The sequence below is a fragment of the Stenotrophomonas sp. CASM110 genome, assembly GCF_049384345.1.
Lineage (GTDB): Bacteria > Pseudomonadota > Gammaproteobacteria > Xanthomonadales > Xanthomonadaceae > Stenotrophomonas > Stenotrophomonas muris.
The window spans coordinates 164,382-183,290 of record NZ_JBMRGI010000003.1; the positions used below are offsets into that span (position 1 = coordinate 164,382).

At 68.0% G+C, this 18,909-nt stretch carries 14 protein-coding genes; 6 read left to right on the forward strand and 8 right to left on the reverse strand.

Features of this window, described 5'->3' with window-relative positions; genetic code table 11:
• Positions 1-132 precede the first annotated feature (132 nt).
• A complete protein-coding gene (locus VG561_RS03510) occupies positions 133-2,535 on the reverse strand; it encodes a ribonucleoside-diphosphate reductase subunit alpha (RefSeq protein WP_075076407.1) in 2,403 nt (800 codons plus the stop codon).
• Between the two features lie 553 nt (positions 2,536-3,088).
• On the opposite strand from VG561_RS03510, the gene VG561_RS03515 reads away from it, so the two are divergent.
• A complete protein-coding gene (locus tag VG561_RS03515) occupies positions 3,089-3,925 on the forward strand; it encodes a DUF2884 family protein (protein WP_032956617.1) in 837 nt (278 codons plus the stop codon).
• Positions 3,926-4,025: 100 nt separating this feature from the next.
• Here the strand turns inward: VG561_RS03515 and zapE are convergent, their stop codons facing one another.
• The gene (zapE, locus tag VG561_RS03520) at positions 4,026-5,126 is read right to left on the reverse strand and encodes a cell division protein ZapE (RefSeq protein WP_049441797.1); all 1,101 of its coding nucleotides are present in this window, start codon (positions 5,124-5,126) and stop codon (positions 4,026-4,028) included.
• Positions 5,123-5,794, reverse strand: coding sequence for an alpha/beta hydrolase (locus VG561_RS03525; RefSeq protein WP_014645576.1), 672 nt, complete (start codon positions 5,792-5,794; stop codon positions 5,123-5,125). The genes zapE and VG561_RS03525 overlap by 4 nt, the downstream gene beginning before the upstream one ends.
• 43 nt (positions 5,795-5,837) lie before the next feature.
• Here VG561_RS03525 and VG561_RS03530 point away from each other — a divergent pair, with 43 nt between their 5' ends.
• Positions 5,838-6,695 (forward strand): membrane protein, encoded by an 858-nt coding sequence (locus VG561_RS03530; RefSeq protein WP_046428023.1) that lies wholly within the window; start codon positions 5,838-5,840, stop codon positions 6,693-6,695.
• Positions 6,696-6,817: 122 nt separating this feature from the next.
• Here VG561_RS03530 and VG561_RS03535 read toward each other — a convergent pair whose 3' ends face one another.
• From VG561_RS03535 to VG561_RS03545, 3 genes are all read right to left on the reverse strand, one after another.
• Positions 6,818-8,260 (reverse strand): ExeM/NucH family extracellular endonuclease, encoded by a 1,443-nt coding sequence (locus VG561_RS03535; RefSeq protein WP_401730989.1) that lies wholly within the window; start codon positions 8,258-8,260, stop codon positions 6,818-6,820.
• A 208-nt stretch (positions 8,261-8,468) separates the two neighbouring features.
• Positions 8,469-8,987: a c-type cytochrome gene (locus VG561_RS03540; RefSeq protein ID WP_014035592.1), complete on the reverse strand. Its 519-nt coding sequence runs from the start codon at positions 8,985-8,987 to the stop codon at positions 8,469-8,471.
• Between the two features lie 208 nt (positions 8,988-9,195).
• A complete protein-coding gene (locus VG561_RS03545; RefSeq protein WP_053495856.1) occupies positions 9,196-9,813 on the reverse strand; it encodes a TetR/AcrR family transcriptional regulator in 618 nt (205 codons plus the stop codon).
• Between the two features lie 159 nt (positions 9,814-9,972).
• Between VG561_RS03545 and VG561_RS03550 the strand changes: the two genes are divergently transcribed.
• The 3 genes from VG561_RS03550 to VG561_RS03560 are packed head-to-tail and all read left to right on the forward strand — an operon-like array spanning position 9,973 to position 14,781.
• The gene (locus tag VG561_RS03550) at positions 9,973-11,136 is read left to right on the forward strand and encodes an isovaleryl-CoA dehydrogenase (protein WP_014645571.1); all 1,164 of its coding nucleotides are present in this window, start codon (positions 9,973-9,975) and stop codon (positions 11,134-11,136) included.
• A gap of 10 nt (positions 11,137-11,146) precedes the next feature.
• The gene (locus VG561_RS03555; RefSeq protein WP_014645570.1) at positions 11,147-12,757 is read left to right on the forward strand and encodes a carboxyl transferase domain-containing protein; all 1,611 of its coding nucleotides are present in this window, start codon (positions 11,147-11,149) and stop codon (positions 12,755-12,757) included.
• Positions 12,758-12,765: 8 nt separating this feature from the next.
• Positions 12,766-14,781 (forward strand): acetyl-CoA carboxylase biotin carboxylase subunit, encoded by a 2,016-nt coding sequence (locus tag VG561_RS03560; RefSeq protein WP_401730561.1) that lies wholly within the window; start codon positions 12,766-12,768, stop codon positions 14,779-14,781.
• Between the two features lie 19 nt (positions 14,782-14,800).
• Here VG561_RS03560 and VG561_RS03565 read toward each other — a convergent pair whose 3' ends face one another.
• Positions 14,801-15,967 (reverse strand): putative peptide maturation dehydrogenase, encoded by a 1,167-nt coding sequence (locus VG561_RS03565; RefSeq protein ID WP_164077232.1) that lies wholly within the window; start codon positions 15,965-15,967, stop codon positions 14,801-14,803.
• A gap of 138 nt (positions 15,968-16,105) precedes the next feature.
• Between VG561_RS03565 and VG561_RS03570 the strand changes: the two genes are divergently transcribed.
• On the forward strand, positions 16,106-16,399 hold the full coding sequence (locus VG561_RS03570; protein ID WP_014645567.1) for an NHLP-related RiPP peptide: 294 nt from the start codon (positions 16,106-16,108) through the stop codon (positions 16,397-16,399).
• A 7-nt stretch (positions 16,400-16,406) separates the two neighbouring features.
• Here the strand turns inward: VG561_RS03570 and VG561_RS03575 are convergent, their stop codons facing one another.
• Positions 16,407-18,896, reverse strand: a complete 2,490-nt coding sequence (locus tag VG561_RS03575; protein ID WP_014645566.1) for a putative peptide modification system cyclase — start codon at positions 18,894-18,896, stop codon at positions 16,407-16,409.
• Positions 18,897-18,909 lie beyond the last annotated feature (13 nt).

Below are 18,909 nucleotides of genomic sequence, written 5' to 3' on the forward strand. Positions count from 1 at the left end.
GAATTCCTGGGTGAGCCGCCGGGCGTGGCCCGGCGCTACCGTGGGTGTTTTTCCGCAGCCGGGCATGGCTCGGCTCTACAGGTGCGAGGTGTTCGAGTGCCGACCAACGGTCGGCACCCACCGCGCGGTGTCTTACTGGCAGGCCTCGCAGGCTTCCGGGTTTTCCAGCGAGCAGGCGATGGCTTCGTCCGGGCTGAACACCTTGGCCGGGGCCGCAGCGCTGACCGTGGTCTTGGCGATCTTGGTGGCCGGGCGCGAACGCAGGTAGTAGGTGGTCTTGATGCCCTGCTTCCAGGCGTACATGTACATGGAGGACATCGCGCCGATGTTCGGGCTTTCCATGAACAGGTTGAGCGAGGCCGACTGGTCGATGAAGGCGCCACGCTCGGCGGCCATGTCGATCAGCGAACGCATCGGCAGTTCCCACGCGGTGCGGTAGACCTCGCGCAGCGTTTCCGGAATCTGCGCCACGCCGGCGATGGAGCCTTCGGCCAGCTTGATGGCATCGCGCATGTCGGCGGTCCACAGGCCCAGCTTCTTCAGCTCGTTGACCAGGTAGCGGTTGACCTGCAGGAAGTCACCGGACAGGGTCTCGCGCTTGAACAGGTTGGACACCTGCGGCTCGACGCACTCGTAGCAGCCGGCGATCGAGGCGATGGTCGCGGTCGGGGCGATCGCGATCATCAGCGAGTTGCGCAGGCCGTGTTCCTTGATGCGGGCGCGCAGGGCATCCCAGCGCGCGGTGTCTTCCGGCACCACGTTCCAGGCGTCGAACTGCAGTTCGCCACCGGCGGCACGGGTGTCGTTGAACGACGGGTGCTTGCCACGTTCCTGGGCCAGCTCGCAGGAGGTTTCCAGCGCGTGGAAGTAGATCGCTTCGGCAATCTTCTTCGACAGGGCGCGGGCTTCGGCGCTGTCGAACGGCAGGCGCTTGCGGAAGAACACGTCCTGCAGGCCCATGCAGCCCAGGCCGACCGGACGCCAGCGCAGGTTGGCGCGGCGGGCGGTTTCGATCGGGTAGAAGTTCAGGTCGATGACGCGGTCGAGCTGGCGCACGGCCAGGCGAACGGTCTCGGCCAGCTTGTCGAAGTCGAACTCGTTGTGCTCGTCGAAGTGGTTGCCCAGGTTGATCGAACCCAGGTTGCACACGGCGGTTTCATCGTTGGAAGTGACTTCCAGGATTTCGGTGCACAGGTTGGACAGGTGGATCACGTTGCCCGGGCGCAGGGTCTGGTTGCTGGCGCGGTTGCACTTGTCCTTGAAGGTCATCCAGCCGTTGCCGGTCTCGGCCAGGGTACGCATCATGCGGGCATACAGCTTGCGCGCGGAGATGGTGCGGTTGGCCTTGCCCTGGGCTTCGGCCTGCAGGTAGGCCTGCTCGAAGGCTTCGCCGAACAGGTCGGTGAACTCCGGCACGACGCGCGGATCGAACAGCGACCATTCCTGGTCGGCTTCGACGCGCTTCATGAACAGGTCCGGCACCCAGTTGGCCAGGTTCAGGTTGTGCGCACGACGGGCTTCGTCACCGGTGTTGTCGCGCAGCTCGAGGAAGTCCTCGATGTCGGCGTGCCAGGTTTCCAGGTACACGCAGGCCGCGCCCTTGCGCTTGCCGCCCTGGTTCACTGCGGCCACCGACGAATCCATGGTCTTCAGCCACGGCACGATGCCGTTGGAATGGCCGTTGGTCGACTTGATCAGCGAACCACGCGAACGCACGCGGGTGTAGCTGACGCCGATGCCGCCGGAGAACTTCGACAGCTGGGCGATGTCGCCGTACTTGGAATAGATCGATTCCAGCGAGTCCTGCGGCGAGTCCAGCAGGAAGCACGAGGACAGCTGCTCGTGGGTGGTGCCGGAATTGAACAGGGTCGGGCTGGACGGCAGGTAGTCCAGGTTGCCCATGCGCTTGTACAGCGCCAGGGTCTCGGACACGTCCTCGCTCAGCGCGCTGGCGATGCGCAGGAAGAACTGCTGCGGGGTCTCGATCACCTTGCGGGTGTGCGGGTGGCGCAGCAGGTAACGGTCGTACAGGGTACGCAGGCCGAAGTAATCGAAGTTCAGGTCCAGCGAGATGTCGATGGCATCGTTGAGCTTGCGTGCGTTGGTCTGCACGAAGTTCAGCAGGCGGTCGTTGATCAGGCCGACTTCATGGCCACGGCTGACCGACTGCGAGAAGGCGTAGATTTCCTGGCCCGAGACTTCCTTGGCGATGTAGTTGGCCAGCAGGCGCGCGGCGAGACGGCCGTACTCGGGCTCTTCACCGATCAGCAGGGCGGCGGTGCGGATGGACAGTTCGTCCAGCTCGCGGGTGGTGGCACCGTTGTACAGGCCGGAAATGGTGCGGGTGGCCACGCGCATCGGGTCGACGGCGTGCAGGCCTTCGGAGGAACGCTGCACCGCACGCACGATCTTGTTCAGGTCCACCAGTTCGGTGGTCCCATTGCGCTTGGTCACACTCATCGCGTTGGCCGTCGGCGGCGACGTCAACAGGAATTCGCTTTCCTTCTCGATGGTGGCGCTGGATTCGGTGCTCACGGCGTGTGTCCTCTTGGCGTGATTTGGGGGTGCTCGATGCATCGGGTGACGCGGCCCGGGACATGACAGCCCAGGATGGCAGGACGGCGTCGCAGGGGATGAGACCCTGCGCCTGCCACTGCCGTTGACGATCGCGGATGGGTACCCCGGGGCAACCCCTGGAATGGGGGTTGCTGCGACCGACGGCCACAAGATAGTGGGGGTCATGGGGTCCGTCAACGCCAAATGTAGTGAAATTCGGCAATCCCTTGCGCCGCAAGGATCGTGCCATCGGCGCCCGGATCAGACGCTTCAGACCTGCCGGAACGGGCTGCGCAGTCAAGCCCGAAAGGCGTCATTGCGGTGGCACAACGCACCGCGAAAACGGAACAATGACAGCTTCACATGACAGTGATGAAACTGGCTAGGGACAACCCTGTGGATAGGTGGTGGGCAGCCGGTGGGAAAGCCGGTATGGCCGGACGAATCGCCACGCGCAGTGACTTTCGGCGGGTGACGGCGCCTGCCGAACGCGGGATGCTGGGGTCCTGCAATGACCGGAAAGGATTCCACCATGCGCCTGTCAGCACCCGCCTTGGCCCTGCTGGCTGCTGTGGTCACCGTACCTGCAATTGCCGCTGACACCCCGAAGCTGCGCGCGGACCAGTGCGGTATCCACACCGACTATGACGTGCTGGTGGACAGCGGTGGCATCTGGCTGCGGCATGGCCCGCAGGCACCGCACGAGGTGGTGTTCCACGATGGCGTGCTGAGCCTGGACGACACGGTCGTGCCGGTCAGCGAGGCCGACGCGGCCCGCCTTCGGCAGATGGAGGCCGGGGCACGGCAGCTGATGCCGGCCGCCACGGCGCTGGCCCATGAAGTGAGCGGACTGAGCTTCGACGTGCTCGACGGGGTCTATGAAAGCCTCACCGGTACCGCCAACAGCCGCAAGGTCCGGCGCCTGCGCCGGCAGGCCGATGACTGGATCGGCGGCACGCTGGGCAAGGGCTACTGGGAACAGGCTGTGTTCGGGCCAGGCTTCGAGGCCAAGGTGCAGGACATGGCCGAGTCGCTGTCCGCCTCCATCGCCCGCAGCATGCTGTGGCAGATCTTCACCGGACGCAGCGATGCGATGGAGGCACGCGCCGACCGTCTGGACGCGCAGATGGAACAGCAGCTGGAAGGCCGCGCCGAACGCATCGAGGCCCAAGCACAGTCGCTGTGCCCGCTGGTGCAGTCGCTGGCCGACACCCATGACGCGCTGGAAGTGCGCTACCAAGGCCAACCGCTGCGGCTGCTGGAGCGCAGCGAGAGCGTTCGGGTGGAGCACGGCGATGGCTCGGGCCTGCAGGTGTCGGCCGGGCCGGATGAGCGGCCGCGTGGGAATGCGGTGGCGCCTTCCCGATAGCTGCGCGGCGCTGCTGTAGAGCCGAGCCCATGCTCGGCTCCCTTTCGGCACATCATCCAGAAGCAGCCGAGCGTGGGCTCGGCCCTACAGTAAACCGCCCTCACGCCCGGTGCGGGGTACCCAGGTACTCGGCGCTCTGCATCTCGATCAGGCGCGAGGCGGTGCGCTCGAACGCGCCCTGCAGGCGCTGGCCGGTGTACAGCTCGATCGGCGAGGTGCTGGCGGTGCAGACCAGGTTGACGTGGCGGTCGTACAGCTCGTCGATCAGGTTGACGAAGCGGCGCGCGGCATCCTCATTCAAGCGGTCGAAGGCGGGAATGCCGCCCAGCAGCACCGTGTTGAACTCGTGCGCGATCTCGATGTAATCCGAGGGCCCGCGCGGGCCTTCGCACAGCGCGGCGAAATCGAACCAGGCAATGCTCTTGCCGCGGCCACGCACCGGGATCTTGCGGCCCTCGATCTCGATGTTGCCGGGCTTGGCCGGCTGGCCGCCGCTCAGCTCGTTCCAGCGCGTGGCCAGCCAGTCGTCGCTGTCGGCCGCCAGCGGTGCGCGGTATACCGGCGAGCGGGTCAGCGCGCGCATCCGGTAATCCTCGGTACCTTCGGCGTACAGCTCCACGCAGAAGCGCTGCAGCAGGCCGATGGCCGGCAGGAAGCTCTCGCGCTGCAGGCCGTTGAGGTACAGGTTCTCCACTGCGGTGTTGGAGGTGGTGACCAGGGTCACGCCCTCGGCGAACAGGCGCTCGAGCAGCCGCGCCAGCAGCATCGCATCGCCGATGTCGGTGACGAAGAACTCGTCCAGCACCAGCACGCGCAGGTTGCTGCGCCATTCCTGGGCGATCTTCGCCAGCGGGTCGCTCTGGCCCTGGTGCTCGCGCAGGCGCTCATGGACGCTGCGCATGAAGCGGTGGAAATGGGTGCGGTACTTCTGCTTGATCGGCAGCCCGTCGTAGAACAGGTCGACCAGGAAGGTCTTGCCACGGCCGACGCCGCCCCAGAAGTACAGGCCCTTGATCGGCTCGGGCTTCTTCCAGAACGAAGACAGGCGGTCCAGCCAGCCATCCTCGGCACTGTCCAGCAGGCCCAGGTGGATGCGGTCCAGCTCGGCCAGCGCCGCATGCTGGGCCGGATCGTTCTGCCAGTCGCCACGGGCAACCCCTTCCGCATACCGCTGCGACGGGGTCAGCTCGGGTGCACTCATGCCGCCGCGCCCAGCCAGTGCTTGACGCCGTGGGTCAGCGCGCCGCGCAGGTCGATCAGCTTGCGGTGGAAGAAGTGGCTGGTCTCGGGCATGCGTACCAGCTCATGCGGGGCGTCCAGCGTGTCCAGCCACTGGTAGACGGCCTGCGGGTCGACGATCTCGTCCTGCTCGCCCTGGATCACCAGCCAGCGCGCCGGCGGCGCGATGCCGTCGAAATCCCAGCGACCGGCCGGCGGCGCGATCGAGATCAGCGCTTCCGGCTGCAGCGTGGCGGCGGCCTTCAGCGACACGAACGCACCGAAGCTGAAACCGGCCAGCCACAGGCGGTCATCCGGGCGCTGGCTGCGCACCCAGGCCGCGACGGCCTTCAGGTCATCCTGCTCGCCCACGCCGCCATCGAAGGTGCCAGCCGAACCACCCACGCTGCGGAAGTTGAAGCGCACCGTGGCGATGCCCAGCTCGCGCAGGGTGGAGGCGGTCATGGTGACCACCTTGTTGTGCAGGGTGCCACCTTCGGTGGACAGCGGATGGCAGACGATGGCCACGATCGGCTGCACCGGCACATCGGCCTTGGGCAGGTCGACGACCACTTCCAGCGGGCCGGCCGGGCCGTCCAGTTCGAGGCAGGCGGTTTCGCCGGGGGCGACGGGGAACAAGGGCTTGTGCATGGCACCATGATACCGTCCCCCGCCCCTGCCCTGTGCCCGCCCCATGCTCTATCTGTCACTGGCCGTGATCTGCAGTGTGCTGGTTTCGGTGTTGTTGAAGGTGGCCGCACGCCGCCAGCTGGATGTTGCGCAGATGGTCACCTGGAACTATCTGGTGGCGGCAACGCTCACCGCCGTGGTGCTGCAGCCACCGCTGGATGCGCTGCGCGCGCCGCATGCGCCGTGGCTGTCACTGCTGGCGCTGGCGGTGGTGCTGCCCTCGATCTTCCTGGTACTGGGCCGCGCGGTGGCGGTGGCCGGCATCGTCCGCAGCGACGTGGCGCAGCGGCTGTCGTTGCTGCTTTCCCTGGCCGCCGCCTTCCTGTGCTTCGGCCAGACCGCAACGCCCTGGAAACTGGCCGGCCTGGGCCTGGGCCTGCTGGCGATGGTGGCCATCAGCCTGCGCCCGCGCGGCCCGGCGGTGGCGTCCTCACCCGGCGGCTGGGGCTGGCTGCTGGGCGTATGGGCCGGATTCGCAGTGGTGGACGTGCTGCTCAAGCAGGTGGCGCTGTCCGGCACGCCGTCGATGGCGGCGGTGCTGGCCAGTTTCAGCGTCGCCTTCGTGCTGATGCTGGCAATGCAGCTGTGGCGGCATGTCAGTGGCCGCAGCCGGCTGGCCTGGCGCAACCTCGGCGCGGGTGCACTGCTGGGCCTGCTCAATGGCGGCAACATCCTGTTCTATGTGCATGCGCACCAGGCGATGCCAGAGAGCCCGGCCACCGTGTTCGCCGGCATGAACATCGGCGTGGTGGTGCTGGGCGCGCTGGTAGGCATGTTCGTCTTCGGCGAGGCCACCACGAAGTGGAACCGCGCCGGCCTGGCACTGGCGGTGCTGGCGATCGGGATGATCGCCTGGGGGTGAGCGATACCCGGGGTCGGATCCCATTCCCACGGAATGGGCTCTGACCCCTACGCCTCAGACCCCGCGATGCCTTGGGTCAGAGCCCATTCCGTGGGAATGGGATCCGACCCCGGCCTGGCGCGTTACTTGTCGAAGCCCAGCAGCAGCGGGTCGTGGTCGGAGCTGCGCCACGGGCCCTGCACGTTGCGGCCCTGGTAGCCGCTGGCGTCCTGCTCGTCGGCGTTGCTGTGCCATTCGGCGGCACCGCGCAGGCGCCTGGCCATGCCCGGGTTCAGCAGCGCGTGGTCGAGGCGGCCGGTGTAGCCGTTGTAGACGTAGCTGTAGGGATGCTCGACCTTGGCAACCTTGAACGCGTCCTGCCAGCCCAGATCATGCAGGGCGCGGATCGGGTCTTCCATCGCGTAGGCATTGAAGTCACCCAGCAGCACCGCGTCCCTGGCGCCGGTACCGGTCGGATCGGTCTGCAGCCAGGCGTGCAGCTGCTGCGCCGACGTCACACGGGTGGCGTTCCAGCAGCCCTGATTGTCGTTGCGGTCGGCGTCGGCACCGGCCGCGTCACGGCAACCCTTCGATTTGAAATGGTTGGCAACCACCACGAACGGCGCCCCCTGCTTGCCCTGGAAGGCCTGCGCCAACGGTACGCGGCTGTGCTCGACGAACGGGCCGCCGGTCAGCGTGGCCGGCTTGCCGACCGGCTGCAGGCGCGTGCTGCGATAGATGATGCCGACCCGGATCGGGTTGTCGCCGGGGCCGTTGCCGGCGTCGACGAAGCGCCAGTCGCCCTGCGCGCCGCGGTCGCGGTTGAGCGCATCGACCAGTTCGGCGATGGCCGACTGCGGGCCGTAGCCGTCGTTCTCCAGTTCCATCAGCGCAGCGACATCGGCGCCCAACGCATTGACCGTGGTGACCAGCTTGGCGAGCTGCGCCTTGTGCTCGTCCAGCGTGCGCGCGCCGCGCAGCGTCGGGAAGCCACCGCCCTGGCCGTCACCATTGAAGAAATTCTCCAGGTTGAAGGCGGCCACGTGCAGGCTTCCCGGCACCGTGGGTACTGCCGGGCGCTTCAGTTCCGGCAGCTTCAGCGCGCCTTCGACCTGCAGGCGCGGATGGCCCTGCGCGTCCACGCGCACGATGCCCTCCACGTTGCGCAGTTGCATGCCGGTGCGCAGCACCGGGTTGCCCGGCAGGTAGGGCACGCTGGCGGGGTCGCGGGCATCGCTGCCATCCTCTAGCACCAAGCGGCGGCGCTGGTTGTCGGCCATCACCTGCTCATAGCCGGCAGTGCCCGGCGCGGCCACTTCGGTCGGCTGCCAGAGGCGGCCATCGAACGCCACCGTGAGCTGGCCGAAGTGCTGCAGGCCATCGGTACCGGCCAGGGTAAGCGGCGCGGCGATGCGCACGCGCTGCCCATCCAGCGCGCGCCAGTCGGCCGGCGCGGCGGTCAGCACCACAGTGGCGCTGCCGCGCGCGACGGAGGGCGCGACCGGCGTGGCCTGCGGCTGGGCCTGGGCAAAGGCGCCGGCCGGCAGCAGCAGGGACAGGGCAAGGGCGAGGGAACGGCGGCGCATCAACGGGCGACTCCATGGAAGAGGCGCACAGACTAACCCTGAAATGCGAAACCCCGCCTGCGCAGCGGGGGCATATGAGCGATCAGGCCTCGGTGGGCAAAGCCGGGGGATCGTAGAGCCGAGCCCATGCTCGGCTGCACCTGGCCACACCGCGCGGAGAGCAGCCGAGCGCGGGCTCGGCTCTACAGGAAGCGGCGCGTTGCGGCGGTTACTTCAGGTTGCCCAGCATCCAGTCCACGGTGGCATGGATCTGTTCTTCGGTCAGCGCCGGGTTGCCGCCCTTGGGCGGCATGATGCCGCCGTCGGGGCCGGTATAGCCCTCGATGGCGTGCTTGTAGAGGGTGTCCTTGCCCTGCGCGATGCGCTTGTCCCAATGCGAATGGTCCAGCGTCGGTGCCATGCCCACACCGTTGGTGTGGCAGGCGGTGCACAGGTTGTCGAAGATCACCTTGCCATCCTTGGTGCCGCCGTAGGCCACCTGCGAGGCGGCCTTGGCCAGAGCGGCAGCCTTGGCAGCGGCCTGCGCGGCGGCGCCGGTGCTGCCAGCATAGACCGCGCCGGTGGGCGAGATGCGCTGTTCGGTGCGCTTGGCCGCGGTCGGCGACACCTCGGGCGGAATCCGGGTGTGGATGTAGGCGGCAAGGAGGATGAGGCCGAGGGTGATGGTCGCCAGCAGCGCGATCACCATGGAGAAGCGTTTCAGGAACTCCAGATCGTAATTCCGCACTCTTCGTTACCCCTGGCTGATAGTCGTTGGACCACGGCTGAGCGACTGCGTGATGGACCGAGTATAGAACGCGCCTTGCGTGCGACAACAGGCGTCACTGCTGGTGCGGCGCAACATGCCGGGGGCTGGGGTCGGGGATGGGGTCAGATCCCTTTTGCGCCGCAAAAGGGATCTGACCCCAGCAACAGAAGCCGGCCAGCGGCCGGCGCTACCGGATTACCGGGGCACCGATCGCGCGCAGGCAGAAGCTGCAGATCGCATCCACCAGCGCGTCTTCGTCGCGGTGCGCTTCGCGGCTGGGCGCGGTCGGGCCGACCATCGCCTCGGTGAAGGCGCCGACCAGGCACGCGGCGGCCACATGCGCGTCCTGCGCCGGCAGCTCACCGGCGGCCACGCCTTCCTCCACCAGCCGCAGGAACACGTCGCCGAACGCGCGACGTCCGCGCATGCGCTCGGCCTCCACGTCCGGATCGACCGGTTCGACGATGAAGGCGTGCGCCAGCCCCGGCCCGGCCAGGGCGCGGCGGACGAAGGCGGTGATTGCCAGCCGCAGGCGCTCGCTGGCCATCTCCGGACCGCTGGCGATGCGCTCCATGATCGCGACCTCGTGGGCCACCGCGGCGTTGAGCACCTCCACGAACAGCTCGGCCTTGGACGGGAAGTGGCGATAGATCAGGCCGGTGGACACCCCCGCCTGGGTCGCCACGGCGGTCACCGGGGCGTTGCGCCAGCCGCCGGTGGCGACCAGCTCGCGGGTGGCCAGCAGGATCCGTTCACGGGCGCCCGCCAGGCGTTCTTCCATCAATGCAGAGCGTTTATAGGCCATGTTCTGATTCTAGTTTCAATTTTTGAATTCGTATTCACTTCTTATCCGAACCCCGCTACGCTGGGGCCATCGCCCGTGCGGGTGGCGGTCCTGCCGACCGCCGCCCGCTCCCCCGCCGGGTGCGTCCATTCCCTGCCATCCCGCCGTGGAGCCACCACAATGCACGTGCCATCCCTGAACTTCGATCTTGGCGAAGACATCGACCTGCTGCGCCAGAGCGTGGCCCATTTTGCCGCCGCCGAGGTCGCACCGCTGGCCGCCGAGGCTGATGCCAGCAACCAGTTCCCGCTGGCCCTGTGGCCGAAGCTGGGCGAACAGGGCCTGCTCGGCCTCACCGTGGAAGAAGAATACGGTGGTACCGGCATGGGCTACCTGGCCCACGTGGTGGCGATGGAAGAAATCTCGCGCGCCTCCGGCGGCATCGGCCTGTCCTATGGCGCGCACTCCAACCTGTGCGTGAACCAGCTGCGCAAGAACGGCAACGAAGAACAGAAGCAGCGCTTCCTGCCCGGCCTGTGCAACGGCAGCCTGGTCGGCGCGCTGGCGATGAGCGAACCGGGTGCCGGTTCGGACGTGGTGTCGATGAAGCTGCGCGCCGACAAGCGCGGCGACCGCTACGTGCTCAACGGCAACAAGATGTGGATCACCAACGGCCCGGATGCCGACGTGCTGGTGGTCTACGCCAAGACCGACATGGAGGCCGGTGCCAAGGGCATCACCGCGTTCCTGGTCGAGAAGGGCATGAAGGGCTTCTCCACCGCGCAGAAGCTGGACAAGCTCGGCATGCGCTCCTCGCCCACCTGCGAGCTGGTGTTCCAGGACTGCGAGATTCCCGAAGAGAACGTGCTGGGCCAGGTCGGCGGTGGCGTGCGCGTACTGATGTCCGGCCTGGACTACGAGCGCGTGGTGCTGTCCGGTGGCCCGCTGGGCCTGATGGCCGCGGCCATGGACGTGGTCATGCCCTATGTGCACGAGCGCCACCAGTTCGGCGAACCGATCGGCAGCTTCCAGCTGATCCAGGCCAAGATCGCCGACATGTACGTGGGCCTGGGTGCCTGCCGCGCGTATGTCTATGCCGTGGCGCGCGCCTGCGACCAGGGCCGCACCACCCGCCAGGACGCCGCCGGTGCGATCCTGTACGCCGCCGAGAAGGCCACCTGGCTGACCGGCCAGGCGATCCAGATCCTCGGCGGCAACGGCTACATCAACGAATACCCGACCGGCCGCTTGTGGCGCGACGCCAAGCTGTATGAAATCGGCGCCGGCACCTCGGAGATCCGCCGCATGCTGATCGGCCGCGAACTGTTCCAGCGCACCCTGTAAGGCCACCGCGATGACCGTCCTGAACAGCCAGCTGCAACCGGGCAGCGAAACGTTTGAAAGCAACCGCGCGGCCATGCAGGCCGTAGTCGACGACCTGCATGCCACCCTCGCGCGCACCGCGCTGGGTGGCAGTGAGGCGGCACGCGCCAAGCACACCGCGCGCGGCAAGCTGCTGGTGCGCGACCGCATCGACGCCCTGCTCGACCCCGGCAGCGCCTTCCTGGAAATCGCGCCGTTGGCCGCGCACGGCATGTATGAAGACGCCGTGCCCGCCGCGGGCGTGGTGGCCGGCATCGGCCGGGTGAGCGGCGTGGAATGCGTGATCGTGGCCAACGACGCCACGGTCAAGGGCGGCACCTATTACCCGATGACGGTGAAGAAGCACCTGCGCGCGCAGGAGATCGCCGAGCAGAACCACCTGCCGTGCATCTACCTGGTCGATTCCGGTGGCGCGTTCCTGCCGCTGCAGGACGAAGTCTTCCCCGACCGCGACCATTTCGGCCGCATCTTCTACAACCAGGCCAACCTGTCGGCGCAGGGCATTCCGCAGATCGCCTGCGTGATGGGCAGCTGCACCGCCGGTGGCGCCTATGTGCCGGCGATGAGCGACGAGACCGTGATCGTGCGCGAGCAGGGCACGATCTTCCTCGGCGGCCCGCCGCTGGTGAAGGCGGCCACCGGTGAAGTGGTCACGGCCGAGGAACTGGGTGGCGCCGACGTGCACACCCGCATCTCCGGCGTGGCCGACCACATGGCCGACAACGATCTGCAGGCACTGGCACGGGTGCGCGCGATCATCGCCCAGCTCAACTGGCGCAAGCCGGAACCGGCGATGGCGGTGCGGCCCCCTGAAGCGCCATTGCTGCCGGCCCATGAGCTGTATGGCGTGATCCCGGCCGATACGCGCAAACCCTACGACGTTCGCGAAGTGATCGCGCGGCTGGTGGATGGCTCGCGCTTCGACGAGTTCAAGCCGCGCTACGGCGCAACGCTGGTGACCGGTTTCGCCCATCTGAACGGCTACCCGATCGGCATCATCGCCAACAACGGGATCCTGTTCTCCGAGTCGGCCCTGAAGGGCGCGCACTTCATCGAGCTGTGCACCCAGCGCAACATCCCGCTGGTGTTCCTGCAGAACATCACCGGCTTCATGGTCGGCCGCAAGTACGAACAGGGCGGCATCGCCAAGGACGGCGCCAAGCTGGTGATGGCGGTGGCCTGTGCCAGGGTGCCCAAGTTCACCGTGGTGATCGGCGGCTCGTTCGGTGCCGGCAACTACGGCATGTGCGGCCGTGCGTACTCGCCGAACTTCCTGTGGATGTGGCCGAACGCGCGCATCGGCGTGATGGGCGGCGAGCAGGCCGCCAGTGTGCTGGCCACGGTCAAGCGCGATGGCATTGAAGCCAAGGGCGGCCAGTGGCCGGCGGCGGAAGAGGATGCCTTCAAGGCACCGATCCGCGACCAGTTCGAACAGCAGGGCCACCCGTACTACGCCAGCGCGCGCCTGTGGGACGACGGCGTGATCGATCCGGCCGACACCCGCCAGGTGCTGGCGCTGGCGCTGTCGGCCAGCCTCAACGCCGCCCCGCAGCAGACGCGCTTCGGCGTGTTCCGCATGTGACCCGTGCCATGACCGAGCACGCTCCTATGAAGCACGTTGCCATGTTCAGCAAAGTCCTGATCGCCAACCGCGGCGAGATCGCCTGCCGCGTCATCGCCACCTGCCGCCGCCTCGGCATCGCCACCGTGGCGGTGTATTCCGATGCCGACCGCAACGCACGCCATGTGCGCCTGGCCGACGAAGCCGTCCACATCGGCCCGGCCGCCGCACGCGAGAGCTACCTGCGTGGCGATGCCCTGCTTGATGCCGCGCGCACTACCGGCGCACAGGCCATCCACCCCGGTTACGGCTTCCTGTCCGAGAATGCCGACTTCGCCGATGCCTGCGCCGCCGCCGGCATCACCTTCATCGGGCCACCGCCCAGCGCGATCCGAGCGATGGGTGACAAGAGCGCGGCCAAGGCGCTGATGGCCAAGGCCGGTGTGCCGCTGACGCCGGGTTACCACGGTGACCAGCAGGCGCCGGACTTCCTGCGCGCGCAGGCCGATGGCATCGGCTACCCGGTGCTGATCAAGGCCAGCGCCGGTGGCGGTGGCAAGGGCATGCGCAAGGTCGAACGCAGCGAGGACTTCGTCGATGCGCTGGCCAGCTGCCAGCGCGAGGCGGCCTCGGCGTTCGGCAACGACCACGTGCTGGTCGAGAAGTACGTCGAGCGCCCGCGCCATATCGAGATCCAGGTGTTCGGCGACAGCCACGGTGAGGCGGTCTACCTGTTCGAGCGCGACTGCTCGGTGCAGCGCCGCCACCAGAAGGTGCTGGAAGAAGCACCCGCGCCGGGCATGAGCCCCGAACGTCGTGCTGCAATGGGCAAGGCCGCGGTCGATGCCGCACGCGCAGTGGGCTATGAGGGTGCGGGCACGGTGGAATTCATCGCCGGCCCGGACGGCGATTTCTACTTCATGGAAATGAACACCCGCCTGCAGGTCGAGCACCCGGTCACCGAATACATCACCGGCACCGACCTGGTGGAGTGGCAGCTGCGCGTGGCTTCGGGCCAACCGCTGCCGCTGCGCCAGGACCAGCTGGCCATCCATGGCCACGCGATCGAAGCGCGGCTGTACGCCGAGGATGCCGACCGTGGCTTCCTGCCCTCCACCGGCACCCTGCGCCGCCTGCGCCTGCCGGCAGCGTCGGCCAACGTGCGCGTCGATACCGGCGTGGAGGAAGGCGACAGCATCACCCCGTACTACGATCCGATGATCGCCAAGCTGATCGTCTGGGACGTGGACCGCGACGCCGCGCTGCGCCGCATGAGCCAGGCCCTGGCCGACTGCCAGGTGGTGGGCGTGACCACCAACGCCGGCTTCCTGCGCCGCCTGGTGAATACCGATTCGTTCGCGCACGCCAGGCTGGATACGGCGCTGATCGAACGCGAACAGGCGGCATTGAGTGCCCTGGGCGACGCGGGTGCGGACCTGTGGCTGCTCGCCGCCGTGGCCGCGGTGGCAAGCACGGCGCCCGCCAGCACCGACGTGCGCGATCCGCATTCGCCGTGGCGGTCACAGGATGGCTGGCGCCTCGGCGCGTCCGCGCCGCGCGTAGTGCCGCTGCAGCAGGGCGAACGCAAGCACACGCTGAAGGTGTGGGCGCAGGCCGATGGCTGGCGCGTGCAGTGCGATGACGCTGCACCGGTGCGGATGATCGGCACGGCCGATGTGCACGGCCTGACGGTGCAGCTGGGCGAGCGCCGCGGGTCGCTGCAGCTGCTGCGCGACGGTAACCAGCTGTACCTGTTCGGCGCCGACGGCCAGCACCGCTTCACCCTGCATGATCCAGTGGGTGAATCGGACCACGCCGTGGCCGACGCCGGCAGCCTGCTGGCACCCATGCCGGGCAGGATCGTGGCCACGCTGGTCGCAGCCGGTACCGAGGTCAAGCGCGGCACGCCGCTGGTGGTGCTGGAAGCGATGAAGATGGAGCACACCCTGCAGGCACCGGCCGATGGCACGGTGAAGGGTTACCGTGCCAAGGCCGGCGACCAGGTCGGCGACGGCGCGGTGCTGGTGGACTTCGAGGCGACCTGATCGCCGGGGCGACGGCCGCTCAGCGGTCGTCGCCCGTCGCCACCCGCCCGGCCGGATCGAATTCGGCCGTGTCCAGCGTGGCACTGCGCCAGCCCAGGCCACAGATGGCCATCGCGCTCTGGCCGATGCCATCGAACCCAAAAGCACGATCGACATCGGCATCGTTGATCGCCGCTGTCACGAATGCTGCCAGCCCGCGCTCGGTGGCGCACAGGTACAGCAACTGCGAAATGTGGCCCACGTCCAGCGTCACCGCACGGTGCGCCTTGGCATGGTTGCGATACTTCCAGAAGCAGCGGTCATAACGCGGTGCCAGTACCAGCAGCGCTGGCGCATCGGCGAACCACGCCTGCCCGGACAGCATCCGCCGCGCCATCGCAGGCAACGCCTGCGGCGGTGGCGAGGGTAGCGGCAGCACGGCGTGCTGCACCGGATGATAGTGGTACAAGCCCGGTGCCAGTCCTTCCACGTTCTGCACCAGCAGGAAGCCCTCGGTGGGATGCAGGCCGCCACCGGAAGGCACGTTCTTCTTCAGGAACTCGGTATCGCGCTCGACCTTCTGCACCGCGTGCGCCATCAGCGTACGCTGCAGCACCTGGGCCAGCAGCGGCAGCGGCAACGCGCGCTGCGGGTCGAAATTGCGGCAGGTGGTGCGACGCGCCAGCAGTGCATCGAACGCGTCCTCTTCGCTGCGCGGCAGCGGCTGGTAGTCGCCCTGCATCGGCTGCACCACCGGCGGTGGCGGCCCCAGGCGCTGGCGCAGGCCGGCCGCGGTGTCCAACCCCTGCCGGCGCATGTCCTCCACGCTGTCCACGGCCTGCCAGCGCGCATGGCGATGGGCCAGCGCAGCCAATGGCCACCACTGGCTGCGCCGCAGCGCCTCGTCGCGCATCTGGTGCCCCACCTCGCTCGGTGGGTCGGTCAACAGCAGGCCCTGTTCGACCAGGCGGGCCAGCATGGCCGGGCAGGCATCGGCGGGCGGTTCGCTCCAGCGGTGCGCGCTGAGCCCGCCCAGCAGCTGGCGCTCCTCGGCGTCCACCGGCAGTGGCTGGTCCAGGTGGGCGGCCAGCGCCACCCAGCTGATCTGGCTGTCCATCTCGGCGTGGCCGGCCAGCATCGCGCGCAGGTCCAGGGTGACCGCCTCGCGAGGCTCGAACATCAGGCTGGCGCAGCGGCGCAGGCGCATCGGTTTCCTTCCTTGTGCCGCACAGCCGGCATAGCAGCAACGACCGCAGCGCGGCCAACTTTAGCGACGTGCACAGCGCGGCCCTCAATGGCAGGCTGTCGCGGCCGATACGAGTAGCTCCACCTACGGACAATCCCCATGAGCCATCCCCGTCTTTCCGCCGCCGACGCCAGCACCCTGCTGGACCACCTGATCGGCAGCGAAGCGTTCCGCAGCCACTTCACCGCTTCGCCGGCCAAGGCCCTGGCCTCGATCGGGCTGGACGGTGCCGTTGGCGAAAACGACTGCATGAAGATCGGCACCCTGGCCTCGGTCGAGGAGCTGAGCCGCACCCGTGATTCGCTGCATGCGTACCTGAGTACCTCGACCGCCTCGATGACCGTGGTGTTCTGCTTCGAAGCCGACCGCATCGACGAGCGCGTCAACGCCTGAGTCCGCATCAGCGCGACACTCGCACCGACGTCGCCTCGGTGGCGATGTCGTGCACATTCAGGGGTTGCCAGACCTGCATGGACGCCACCTCGGCAATGGCCTGGCCATGGTGCCGGGCCAGCCAGGCCTGCTCGCGACGCACGCCGGCAGTGTCCTGCTCGGCACGCAGTGCCTGCAGCAGCACAACGTGGGCCTGCACAGGTTCGCTGCCATCAAAGGTGGGCTCGAGCAGATGGCGTGCCGCCCGCGGACGCTGTTGCGCCAGTTCGGCCATCGCCAACACAACCCGACGCCACTTGCCCACCACAGGGCTGCGCTGCCGCTCCAGCAGTTCGCCATGGTCGCGCAGCCACTCTGCGGCCAGCGCATGCTGGCCCTGGCGCTGGGCCAGATAAGTCAGGGCCAGCAGCTGCAGGCTGCGGCTGCCCACGGCGGAGTCGTCGTTGTTCCGCAGCAGCGGCCGCAGCACGGCGGCAATGGATTCAAGCTCCTTCGCATCGCCGGCCGTGCACAGCGTGGTCACGGTGGCGTGCTGCAGGCGTTGATGGATCTGGTAGTCGATCAGATCCGGTGCTGGACCGTCCGCAGCAATCGCGGCATGCAAACTGCTGCAATCACGCTGCTCCGCAGCCACCAGCAGGTGGGCCCGCAGGCGCATGCGCTGTTGCAGGTCGTCTCCCCGCGGCAACCGCATCAACAGCTGCTGCGCCTGTGCATCCAGGCCCTGCGCAACCAGCACGTCCACATCCAGGTCGTCGGCCTCGTCATTGCCGCGCAGCATCCGTGCCTGGCGCAAGGTGCGCATTGCCTGCTGCGGCTGGCCGAGGCCCAGCTGTGCCCGCGCCAGATGGATGGTCGGATACAGCCGCAACGGGTCCTGAGGCACCGTCGCGGCGCGCGCATAGGGCTCGGCCTCGGTGAAGCGATTGTCCTGCAGCAACCCCCAGGAGGTATTGGACAGCCCAGCAAACGAATCCGGATAGATCTTGGCCAGTGCACGCCACTGTTCCAGCGGCCAGCCACCGGGTTCCAGTTCGGCCTGCCAGCCCTTCAGGTACAGGCGCTCACGCGCGGGCAGGCGCTGCTGCTGGGCCAGCGCGTGCTCCAGCGCGTCACGCGCGTCCGCGACCTGCGCGGTGCGCGCATGCAGCTTGGCCACGCCCATGTAGGCCAAGGCAAAACCGGGATCGATGTCGATCGCGGCCTGGTAGAGGTTGCGTGCTTCTTCGAAGCGACGCTGACCCAGTGCGCTCTCGGCCAGCGCGAACGCACGCAGTGCGCGCAGGTCCTGGGTCGAGGCGCGCGGCAGCGGCAGGGATTGCTCCAGGCTGGCCACCGACTCGCCCAGTCCGCGACGCAGGCGACCGACCACGTCGTCCACGGCGAACACCATCTGGTCGGATCGATCGGCGGTGGCGGTGAAGGTCTGGATCACCTGGCCACTGCCCGGTGCGGCAACATCGATGGCCAGCTCGTAGCCACCGATCTTCTGCCGCACGGTCGGCAGCAGCACCGCGCGCGCGCCCTCCCGCACCGCCACATCGACCGCGGTATCGCGGTTGAGCCGGGTATCGCCCGAGAGCCGCGCCATTTCCAGGCTTTCGCGGATCTTGCCTTCCGACAGCACGTTCACGTAGCGCGACTGTTCCAGCGCGATCCGGATCGCGTGCCGCATCGAGTCATCGAAGATCGGATCGCCGGTGAGGTTGTCGACATCGCCAAGCACCACCCAGTCACGTTCGGCGAAGGCAATGGCCGGCTCCGACCGCAGCAGCAGCCAGCCGCCCAGCACGGCCGCGGCAAGGATCAGGCCTTCGGCGGCCAGCACCAGCGGTTGCCGCCACAGCGGCAGGTCGCGGCGCGCCTTGGCGTTGGCGCGCGGCATGCGCAGCGGCGCCGAACCGATCTCGCCCACTTCGATCACTTCCTGCACCACCGGCACGCCCTTGAAGCGCCAGCGCCCGTGCGATTTCCACAGCAGGCGCGTGCCACGCTCGCCCAGTGCATCGGTGGCACGGCGGGTCAGCGATTCGGCCACCGCCGACAGCAGGATCTGGCCGGGGCGGGCCAGCATCATCAGGCGCGCCGCCATCGGCTTGGCCAGGCCTTCCACCTCCATCGACTTGGCACCGGCACGGACCGCCTCGGCACTGTTCTCCCAGGTCAGCACGTCGCCCACGTGCAGGCCGGCGCGCGCGCGCAGTTCAATCGCGCGCTGCTGGCCCAGCGCGTGCAGTTCGCGCTGGTAGTCCAGGGCGAAGCCCAGTGCGTCGACGGCGCGCTCGAACAGCATGAACAAGCCATCGGAGCGATCGATCAGCTGGCCGTTCCAGCGCTGCTGCAGCACCAGTACCAGGCGATCGTGTTCCTGGAACAGGCTTGCCGCCGCCACATCGCCGATCCGCTCGACCAGCTGCAGCGAATCACACAGATCGGTGAACAGCAGGGCGCGCAGCTGTGGGCTATGCGGGGCTGACGTTCCGTTGTCGCCATTCATCGCCTGCCTCTCC

Coding starts and splice junctions, on each gene's coding strand:
- VG561_RS03530 (WP_046428023.1), top strand. CDS start 5,838: ATGCTCTATCTGTCACTGGCCGTGATCTGCAGTGTGCTGGTTTCGGTG.
- zapE (WP_049441797.1), bottom strand. CDS start 5,126: ATGAGTGCACCCGAGCTGACCCCGTCGCAGCGGTATGCGGAAGGGGTT.
- VG561_RS03535 (WP_401730989.1), bottom strand. CDS start 8,260: ATGCGCCGCCGTTCCCTCGCCCTTGCCCTGTCCCTGCTGCTGCCGGCC.
- VG561_RS03515 (WP_032956617.1), top strand. CDS start 3,089: ATGCGCCTGTCAGCACCCGCCTTGGCCCTGCTGGCTGCTGTGGTCACC.
- VG561_RS03525 (WP_014645576.1), bottom strand. CDS start 5,794: ATGCACAAGCCCTTGTTCCCCGTCGCCCCCGGCGAAACCGCCTGCCTC.
- VG561_RS03570 (WP_014645567.1), top strand. CDS start 16,106: ATGAGCCATCCCCGTCTTTCCGCCGCCGACGCCAGCACCCTGCTGGAC.
- VG561_RS03550 (WP_014645571.1), top strand. CDS start 9,973: ATGCACGTGCCATCCCTGAACTTCGATCTTGGCGAAGACATCGACCTG.
- VG561_RS03545 (WP_053495856.1), bottom strand. CDS start 9,813: ATGGCCTATAAACGCTCTGCATTGATGGAAGAACGCCTGGCGGGCGCC.
- VG561_RS03555 (WP_014645570.1), top strand. CDS start 11,147: ATGACCGTCCTGAACAGCCAGCTGCAACCGGGCAGCGAAACGTTTGAA.
- VG561_RS03560 (WP_401730561.1), top strand. CDS start 12,766: ATGACCGAGCACGCTCCTATGAAGCACGTTGCCATGTTCAGCAAAGTC.
- VG561_RS03565 (WP_164077232.1), bottom strand. CDS start 15,967: ATGCGCCTGCGCCGCTGCGCCAGCCTGATGTTCGAGCCTCGCGAGGCG.
- VG561_RS03575 (WP_014645566.1), bottom strand. CDS start 18,896: ATGAATGGCGACAACGGAACGTCAGCCCCGCATAGCCCACAGCTGCGC.